The organism is Pseudomonas brassicacearum subsp. brassicacearum (assembly GCF_008801605.1).
In the GTDB taxonomy this organism is placed as follows: domain Bacteria; phylum Pseudomonadota; class Gammaproteobacteria; order Pseudomonadales; family Pseudomonadaceae; genus Aquipseudomonas; species Aquipseudomonas brassicacearum.
Genome location: NZ_VZPJ01000028.1, coordinates 1 through 10,265 on the forward strand (window position 1 = coordinate 1; position 10,265 = coordinate 10,265).

Sequence of the window (10,265 nt, forward strand, 5' to 3'; positions counted from 1 at the left end):
CCGAAGCCCAACGCGCCCTGCGCGATGAACTCAAGGCGGCCCTGCGCGAACACCTGCCGGACTACATGATCCCGGCGCACCTGCTGTTCCTCGAACAACTGCCCCTGACCCCCAACGGCAAGCTCGAGCGCAAGGCCTTGCCGGCGGTGGAGACCGGTCTGTTGCAGGCCGGTTATGTCGCCCCGGCCAGTGCACTTGAACAGCAGGTCGCGGCGATCTGGGCCCAGGTGCTCACGGTGGAACGCGTGGGTTTGAACGATCACTTCTTCGAGCTGGGCGGCCATTCACTGCTGGCGGTCAATGCCGTCTCGCGCATGGCGCTCGAACTGGGGTTGACGCTGACCCCGCAACTGATTTTCCAGCACCCCGTCCTGGGGGAATTTGTCGCGCAACTCGACACCGGGGACGGGCCGATCGATGAACAGAAACTGAACAAGCTGGAAGCCCTGCTTGATGAAATGGAGGAAGTCTGATGGACAAGAGTGTTGCTTTGAGGATTGCCAAGCGCTTTATCACTCTGCCGCTGGACAAACGTAAGCTCTACCTGGAAAAGATGCTCGAAGAGGGCGTCTCGCCGGCCAATCTGCCGATCCCCGAGGTCCGCTCCGGGTTCGAACAGATCGCGCTGTCCTATGCCCAGGAGCGCCAGTGGTTCCTGTGGCAGATGGACCCCCACAGCTCGGCCTACCACATCCCCAGTGCCTTGCGCCTCAAAGGACGGCTGGACGTAGCGGCCCTGGAGCGCAGCTTCAACGCCCTGGTCGAGCGCCACGAGAGCTTGCGCACCACCTTCATCGAGAACGGCGAGCAGACCGTGCAGGTCACTCACCGGCAAATGCCCCTGCGCATCACGGTCGAGGCGTTGCCCGTCGGTTCGCCGCTCAGCCAGGACGACAGCATCAAGGCGTTCGTCGAGCGCGAGAGCGCGCGCCCATTCGACCTGCGCCAAGGGCCGTTGCTGCGGGTTTCGCTGTTGAACATCGCCGAGGACGACCACGTGCTGGTGCTGATCCAGCACCACATCATTTCCGATGGCTGGTCGATGCAGGTGCTGGTGGACGAACTGGTGCGCCATTACGCCGCCGACACCGCCGGCCAGTCCCTGGTCTTGCCGGAACTGACCGTGCAGTACGCCGACTATGCGATCTGGCAGCGCCACTGGCTCGAAGCCGGTGAGCGCGAGCGACAATTGGCTTATTGGGTCCAGACCCTGGGCCGCGAACAGCCGGTGCTGGAGTTGCCGCTGGATCATCCGCGCCCACCCGTGCAGAGCTTTCGTGGTGCACGCCTGGACTTGAACCTGGCGCCGGAACTGGGCGCCGCGCTCAAGCAACTGGCCCAGCGCGAAGGGGCCAGCCTGTTCATGGTGTTGCTGGCCTCGTTCCAGGCCTTGCTGCACCGCTACAGCGGCCAGCCGCAGATCCGTGTCGGCGTGCCGGTGGCCAACCGCAACCGGGTCGAAACCGAGGGCCTGATCGGCTTTTTCGTCAACACCCAGGTGCTCAGCGCCGATGTCGATGGGCAATTGCCGTTCGACCGCCTGCTCGCCCAGGTCAAGCAGTCGGCCATGGCCGCCCAGGCTCATCAGGACCTGCCGTTCGAACAGTTGATCGAGGCCCTGCAGCCGGAGCGCAGCCTCAGTCACAGCCCGATCTTCCAGGTCATGTTCAACCACCAGACCGCCAGCGACACCCAGGACCGGCAGATGCAATTGCCGCAGCTGAGCATCGAGGACCTGGTGTGGGAAGGGCACACCGCCCAGTTCGATTTGACCTTGGGCACGTATGAAACCGGGCAGGGTGTGGTCGCGGAGCTGACCTACGCCACCGATCTCTTCGAACCACAGACCATCGAACGCCTGGCCCGTCACTGGCAGAACCTGCTGCAAGGCATCGTCGATGCACCGCAGCAACGTATCGGCGAGTTGCCGTTGCTCGATGCCACCCAGCAGCGTCTGACGCAGCAAGATTGGCACCGTATGGTTGATCATGGCTCCACGGCGTGTGTACACCAGCGCATCGCCGAACAGGCCCGCGTCAGCCCCGATGCGCTGGCGCTGACGATCGATGGGCAGGCCCTGACCTACGGGCAGTTGGATGCACGCGCCAACCAGCTCGCCCACCGCTTGATTGTCCTGGGCGTGACGCCTGACCAGCCGGTGGGGATTGCGGTGGAGCGCAGCGCCGAGATGATTATCGGCCTGCTGGCGATCCTCAAGGCCGGCGGCGCCTACGTGCCACTGGACCCGGCGTACCCTGAGGATCGCCTGGCCTACATGATCCAGGACAGCGGTATCGAACTGCTGCTGACCCAGGCCCGTTTGCAGGCTCGATTACCGATCCCGGCAACGCTCGAAACCCTGTTGCTGGATCAGCCGGATGCTGCCCTGCAGGAGGCCCCGCGCAGCTGCCCGGCGGTGGCGCTGAGCGCCGAACACTTGGCTTACGTGATCTACACCTCCGGCTCCACCGGCAAACCCAAGGGGGTGATGGTGCGCCATGGCGCGCTGAGCAATTTCGTCTCCAGCATGATCGCCCAGCCAGGCCTCACGGCCAGCGATCGCATGCTGTCGCTGACCACCTTTTCCTTCGATATTTTTGGCTTGGAGATCTACGGGCCGCTGTCGACCGGGGCCAGCGTGGTGCTGACCGGCCAAAACGTACACCAGGATCCGCAGGCGGTGCTGGCGCTGATCGAACGGCACGACGTGACGGTGCTGCAAGCCACCCCTTCGAGCTGGCGCATGTTGCTGGATCATGAACAATCTGCGCTGCTGGCAGGTCGCACCTTCCTGTGCGGCGGCGAGGCGTTGCCCCTTGAGTTGGCGCAACGGCTGCTGGCGCTTTCACCGAAGGTCTGGAACCTCTATGGCCCGACCGAAACCACGATCTGGTCGGCGGTGCATCCGCTGAGCCCTGAAAACAGCCGTCCGTTCCTTGGCCAACCCCTGGACAACACGGCGCTGTACATCGTCGGCAGCGACCTGACGCTCAACCCGCCTGGCGCGCCGGGTGAATTGCTGATCGGTGGCGACGGACTGGCCCGCGGTTACTTCCAGCGTCCGGCCCTGACGGCCGAACGCTTTGTGCCGGACCCGTTCTCCACAACGGGCGAGCGCCTGTACCGCACCGGTGACCTGACCCGCTATCGGGCTGAAGGCGTAGTGGAGTACATCGGCCGTATCGACCATCAGGTCAAGATCCGCGGCTTGCGCATCGAACTGGGGGAAATCGAAGCGGCGCTGCTGGCCCAGGCCAGTGTGCGGGAAACCGTGGTGGTGGCTCATGAAGGCCCGACCGGCGCGCAGCTGGTGGGCTATGTAGTGCCCATTGACGCAGTGCCACAAGCGGATGCCGAGGCCTCATTGCGCACCGCGCTCAAAACCGCGCTCAAGGCGCAATTGCCGGAATACATGGTGCCGGCGCATCTGCTGTTCCTCGCGCAACTGCCGTTGACGCCCAACGGCAAGGTCGATCGCAAGGCGTTGCCGGCCCCGGATGCCAGCGAGTTGCAACGTGCCTATGTGGCGCCCGGCAGTGCGCGTGAGCAACAGGTGGCGGCGATCTGGCAGGAGGTACTCAAGCTCGAGCGTGTCGGGCTTGTGGACAACTTCTTCGAGTTGGGCGGACATTCGTTGCTGGTGACCCAAGTGGTGTCGAGGGTCCGTCGGGCGCTGGATATCGAGGTGCCGTTGCGCAGTCTGTTCGAACACAGCACGTTGCAGGATTTTGTGCAGGCCCTCGACGCCGGCCACGGTGAACAACCGTTGGCGCTGGTGCCGGTACCTCGTGACGAGCCGTTGCCATTGTCCTTTGCCCAGGAACGCCAATGGTTCCTGTGGAAAATGGACCCCGACAGCGCCGCCTACAATATTCCGACGGCGCTGCGGCTGCGCGGTGCGCTGGATACAGGCGCCCTGCGTCAAAGCTTTGCAGCGCTGCTGGAGCGTCACGAAAGTTTGCGCACCGCCTTCGTCGAAGACGATGGCCGGACCTGTCAGGTGATGCGTGCCCAGGGGCAGGTCGACTTCGTCGAGCAGCGTCTGGCGGTGGATGACGAGGCCGGTATCCAGGCATTTATCGAGCAGCAGACGCAACGCCCGTTCGATCTGCTGAACGATGCGCTGTTGCGCGTCGGCCTGCTGGCGCTGAGCGAGCAAGAGCACATCCTGGTGCTGACTCTGCATCACATCGTTGCCGACGCCTGGTCGTTGCAGGTGATGGTCGATGACCTGATGAGCCTGTACTCGGCGTTCATCCAGGGCCAGTCCGCGCAGTTGCCAGCCCTGGCGGTGCAATACGCCGACTACGCCGTCTGGCAGCGGCAACGGATGGCTGCCGGTGAACGGGACCGGCAACTGGCCTACTGGACCGAACAACTGGGCGATGAACAGCCGCTGCTGGAACTGCCCACCGACCATCCGCGTCCGGCTCAGCAAAGCATGCGCGGCGCACGGTTGCCGGTCGTGCTCGATCGCGCGTTGAACGACGCCCTCAAAGCCTTGGCCCGCCGGGAAAACATCACGTTGTTCGTGCTGTTGCTCGGTTCCTTCCAAGCGTTGTTGCACCGTTACAGCGGCCAGGCCGACATTCGCGTCGGGGTGCCGATTGCCAACCGCCAGCGCCTTGAAACCGAGCGATTGATCGGGTTTTTCGTCAATACCCAGGTGCTGCGAGCCGAATTCCACAGCGACTTGACCGGCGCCGCTTTGCTGCAACAGCTCAAGCAGACGGCCATGGCGGCGCAGATGCACCAGGATCTGCCGTTCGAGCAATTGGTCGATGCCCTGCAACCGCAACGCAACCTGAGTCACAGCCCGCTGTTCCAGGCCATGTTCAACCATCGCAACGAAACCGACACGGCGTTGACAACTGCCTTGCCGGACCTGGCCATCGAGCCTATGGGTTGGGCGCAGCGCACCGCGCAGTTCGACCTGAGCCTGGACACCAGCGACAGCGCCCAAGGCCTGCACGCGGCCCTGACCTACGCCACGGATCTGTTCGAGCCGGCCACCATCGAGCGCATGGGCCAGCATTGGCTCAACCTGTTGCAAGGCTTGGTGCAGGACCTGCATCGCCCTGTTGCGCAGTGGGCGCTACTGGACGCTGACGAACGTCGGCGCATGCTGGTGGAGTGGAACACCACGGCAGTCCAATACCCGCTCGATCGCAGTGTGCACAGCTTGATCGAAGAGCAGGTGTCGCGGACCCCGGACGCCCCGGCGCTGGTTTTCGGCGAGCAACGCCTGACCTACACCGAGCTCAACGCCCGGGCCAACCGGTTGGCGCATAGGTTGATCGATCAGGGTGTCGGCCCGGATGTGCTGGTGGGTATCGCCGTCGAGCGTTCCGTGGAAATGGTCCTGGGGCTGTTGGCGATTCTCAAGGCCGGCGGTGCCTACGTACCGTTGGACCCTGAATATCCACGGGATCGCCTGGCCTATATGTTCGACGACAGTGGCATCGGCCTGCTGCTGACCCAGCGCCATCTACTGGACGCGTTGCCCGTTCCGGAGGCCATTCGCTGTCTGGTGCTGGATCAGCCCGAGGACGGGCTGCAAGCAGGTCGCGATGCCAATCCGTGCGTCGACGTTGACGCTGAAAACCTGGCCTACGTGATCTACACCTCCGGTTCCACCGGCAAGCCCAAGGGCGCGGGCAATCGTCATTCGGCCCTGGTCAATCGGCTGTGCTGGATGCAGCAGGCCTATGGGCTCGATGCCACGGACAGCGTGCTGCAAAAAACGCCTTTCAGTTTCGACGTATCGGTGTGGGAGTTCTTCTGGCCGCTGCTGACCGGCGCGACGCTGGTGGTGGCCGCGCCGGGCGCTCATCGCGACCCGACGCAACTGATCGAGCTGATCACCGCGCAGCGCATCACCACGTTGCACTTCGTGCCGTCGATGTTGCAGGCGTTTGTGCAAGACCCACACGTGGCCCAATGCACCAGCCTGAAGCGGATCGTGTGCAGCGGCGAAGCCCTGCCGGTGGATGCGCAGCAGCAGGTGTTCGCCAAACTGCCGAACGCCAGCCTGTACAACCTCTACGGTCCGACCGAGGCAGCCATCGACGTCACCCATTGGATCTGTGTCCAGGACGGTCGCGACAGCGTGCCGATCGGCCAGCCGATTGCCAACCTGGGTACTTACATCCTGGACGATGAATTGTCGCCGGTGCCGGTCGGTGTGACGGGCGAGCTGTACCTGGCGGGCGAGGGCCTGGCCCGGGGTTACCATCGACGCGCGGCGCTGACCGCCGAACGCTTCGTGACCGGCCCCTTCGGCACGGGGCAGCGGCTGTATCGCACCGGTGACCTGGCGCGCTATCGCACCGATGGCGTGATTGAATACGCCGGGCGCATGGACCATCAGGTGAAAATCCGTGGCCTGCGCATTGAGCTGGGGGAAATCGAAGTGCGCCTGGCCGAGCACGCCGAGGTGCGCGAAACCGTCGTCATCGCCCAGGACGGCACCTTGCTGGTGGCCTACCTGGTGCCAGCCCGCGCTGAACTGCTGAGCGCCGAAGACACCGTCCGCCAGGCGATGCAAGGTCGCCTCAAGGACCATTTGAGCCAGTCCTTGCCCGACTACATGGTGCCGCAGCACTGGGTGTGGCTGGAAAAAATGCCCGTCAGCCCCAACGGCAAACTGGAACGCAAGGCACTGCCCAAAGCCGATATCAGCGCCAGCCCCAAGGCTTACATCGCACCGATCACCGCCCTCGAACAGACCCTGGCCGCGATCTGGCAAAGCGTGCTCGGACGCGAGCAAGTGGGGGTGGGTGACAACTTCTTCGAGCTGGGGGGCGATTCGATTATCTCGATCCAGATGGTCAGCCGGGCGCGGCAGGCCGGGATTCATTTCAGTCCCAAGGATCTGTTCGTCCACCAGACCATCCAGGGCCTCGCCAGCGTGGCGAACCAGGGGGACAGCGGCCCGGGCATCGACCAGGGCCCGGTGACGGGCGACGCGGTGTTGCTGCCGTTCCAGCAACTGTTTTTCGAACAGGACATGGCCGAGCCGCATCACTGGAACCAATCGGTGCTGCTCAAAGGGCTGCGGCCAGTGGACGCCGCTCATCTGGAGCAGGCGTTGCAGGCATTGGTTGCCCACCACGATGCCTTGCGCCTGGCCTTCACCCGTGAGAACGACGCCTGGACCGCTCGCCATCAAAGCCTCGCCGAGCAACAGGGGCTTTGGCAACGCTCACCGCTGTTGTGGACCGCCGAGGTGGCAGATGCTGCGGCGCTTGAACGGTTGGCCGAACAAGCCCAGCGCAGTCTCGAACTGCAGAACGGCGCACTGTTGCGCGGGGTCTTGGCGAGCCTGGCCGATGGCAGCCAGCGGCTGTTGCTGGTGATCCATCACTTGGTGGTAGACGGAGTGTCGTGGCGCATTCTGCTGGAAGACCTGCAACAGGCTTATCAACAACTGCAGGCCGGCCAGGCCCTGAAACTGCCCGCCAAGACCAGTGCCACCCAGGCTTGGGCGCAACGGTTGCAGGGGCATGCCGGCAGTGCGGCGTTACAGGCTCAAATAGCCTATTGGCAAGGGCAACTGCAGGACGCTCGCGCCGATTTGCCTTGCGACCGGCCCGAGGGCGAACTGCGCAGGTGCCATGGGGCGCAGGTTCAGACGCGGCTGGATAAAAACCAGACCCGACAACTCTTGCAGCAAGCGCCGGCGGCCTACCGAACCCAGGTCAACGATCTGTTGTTGACGGCTCTGGCCCGGGTGATTGGCCGCTGGTCCGGCGACGCCTCGACCTTGATTCAGCTGGAGGGGCACGGCCGTGAGGCGTTGTTCGATGATCTGGATCTGAGTCGTAGCGTCGGCTGGTTCACCAGCCTGTTCCCGGTACGCTTGACCCCGGCCGTCACCGCAGGGGATTCGCTCAAGGCGATCAAGGAGCAATTGCGGGCGATACCCGACAAAGGGCTCGGATTCGGTGCGCTGCGCTACCTGGGGGATGAGCAGACCCGTCGTACCCTCCAGGCGTTGCCTGTGCCACGCATTACCTTCAACTACCTGGGCCAGTTCGACAGCGCATTCGCCGATGATGCCGATGGCTTGTTTATCCCGGCCAGCGAATCGGCGGGCGCACCACAGAGCCCGCTGGCGCCGCTGGACAACTGGTTGACCCTCAATGGCAGTGTCTACTCCGGCGAACTGAGTATCGACTGGACGTTCAGCACGCAGATGTTCGACGAATCGACGATCCAGACGCTGGCCCTGGACTATGGCCGAGAGTTGCAGGCCCTGATCGAGCACTGCTGTCAGGCACCGCACCAAGGCTTCACGCCGTCGGACTTCCCGCTGGCCGGGTTGACCCAGGCTGAGCTGGACGCGTTGCCACTGGCGCCCCGGCAAGTCGAAGACATTTATCCGTTGTCGCCCATGCAGCAAGGCATGCTGTTCCATACGTTGTATGAGCAACAGGCCGGCAGCTACATCAATCAGCTGCGGGTGGATGTCGAAGGGTTGGACGTCGAGCGCTTCCGCCAGGCCTGGCAGGCGGCCATGGACGCCCATGAAGTGCTGCGCAGCAGTTTCGTCTGGGAAGGTGAGTTCAAGCGTGCCCTGCAGGTCGTGCACAAACAGCTGGACGTTGCCTTCCTGTTCCATGACTGGCGCGCCAGTGCGCAACTGTCCCAGGACCTCCACTCCCTTGCCCTGGCGCAGCGCCAGCAGGGTTTCGAACTGGAGGCGGCGCCCTTGCTGCGCCTGGTGGTGACACGCGTGGCAGAGGACCGCTACCACTTGATCTACACCTGCCATCACATCCTGATGGACGGCTGGAGCAACTCGCAATTACTCGGCGAAGTGCTGCAACGCTACAGCGGCCAACCTGTCGTCGCATCGGGCAGCCGCTACCGGGACTACATCGCCTGGCTGCAACGCCAGGATGCGGTGGCCAGCGAAGCGTTCTGGACGCCTGTGCTGCAACGCTTGGAGGCCCCGACGCGGCTGGCCGATGTCATTGCACCACCGGCCCAGGCCGGCACCGGTTATGGCGACCATGTGCAGGTCCTGGACGAGACGCTGACCCGGCGTCTGGAAGCCTTCGCCCGTGCCTCGAAAGTCACCGTCAACACGCTGGTGCAGGCCGCGTGGCTGCTGCTGTTGCAGCGTTACACCGGCAAAGACACCGTGGCTTTTGGCGCGACGGTGGCCGGTCGTCCGGCGGATCTGCCGGGCATCGAGCAGCAGATCGGCCTGTTCATCAACACCTTGCCGGTGATCGCCAGCCCACAGGCCGGGCAGTCCCTGGACAGTTGGCTGCAAGCGGTGCAGGCGCAAAACCTGGCGCTGCGCGAATTCGAGCACACCGCGTTGCTGGACATCCAGCGCTGGGCCGGGCAGGGCGGGGAAGCGCTGTTCGACAGCCTGTTGGTGTTCGAAAACTATCCGATTGCCCAGGCCCTGGAGCAGGGCGCGCCGGACGGTTTGCGCTTTGGTCCGCCGCTCACCCAGGAGCAGACCAGCTACCCGTTGACGCTGTTGGTGGGATTGGAACGGCAACTGTCGGTGCACATGAGCTACCAGCAGGCGAGTTTCTCGGCGGACACGGTGCAACGGCTGGCGGCCCATCTGGCTCAGTTGCTGGGACAGATGACCGATGGCGGCGAGCGTTGCCTGGGTGAACTGTCGATGCTGGCGTTCGATGAACATCAACGCCTGACCCATGACTGGAACCCGGTGGACGCGCCGTTCGACCAAGGGCTGTGCATCCACCAGATGATTGCTCGTCAAGTTGAAGCCATGCCAGATGCCCTGGCGGTGACCTTCGCCAACACCCAACTGAGCTACAGCGAGCTCGACGGTCGCGCCAATCGCCTGGCCCATAAACTCATCGAACTGGGTGTAGGCCCGGAAGTGCGGGTGGGCGTGGCGATGCCGCGTTCTGAACACCTGCTGATCGCCTTGCTGGCAGTGCTCAAGGCCGGTGGCGCCTACGTGCCGTTGGACCCGGACTACCCGGCCGAGCGCGTGGCCTACATGCTCGACGACAGCCGTGCGCGGGTGTTGCTGACTGAACAGGCGGTGGCGGCGACGCTGAGTGTGCCGGCTGAAACCGCCGTGCTGATGCTCGACCAGCTCGATCTTTCACGCTATCCATTGAGCGCACCGCACAGCAGCGTCACGCCAGACAACCTCGCCTACGTCATCTACACCTCCGGCTCCACCGGCAAGCCCAAGGGCGTGGCGATTGCCCATCGCAATGTGCTGGCGCTGATCGACTGGTCCAAATCCGTCTACAGCCGCG

2 protein-coding genes are annotated in these 10,265 nt (G+C 64.0%); both read left to right on the forward strand.

Translation table 11 applies throughout. The annotated features are described in order from the left end of the window. The coding region (locus F7R20_RS31280; protein ID WP_249044156.1) for a phosphopantetheine-binding protein at positions 1 to 473 on the forward strand (473 nt) is incomplete at its 5' end. Continuing rightward, positions 473 to 10,265: non-ribosomal peptide synthetase (locus tag F7R20_RS31285; protein WP_151180631.1), on the forward strand; the 9,793-nt coding region annotated here is incomplete at its 3' end. The genes F7R20_RS31280 and F7R20_RS31285, both read left to right, overlap by 1 nt.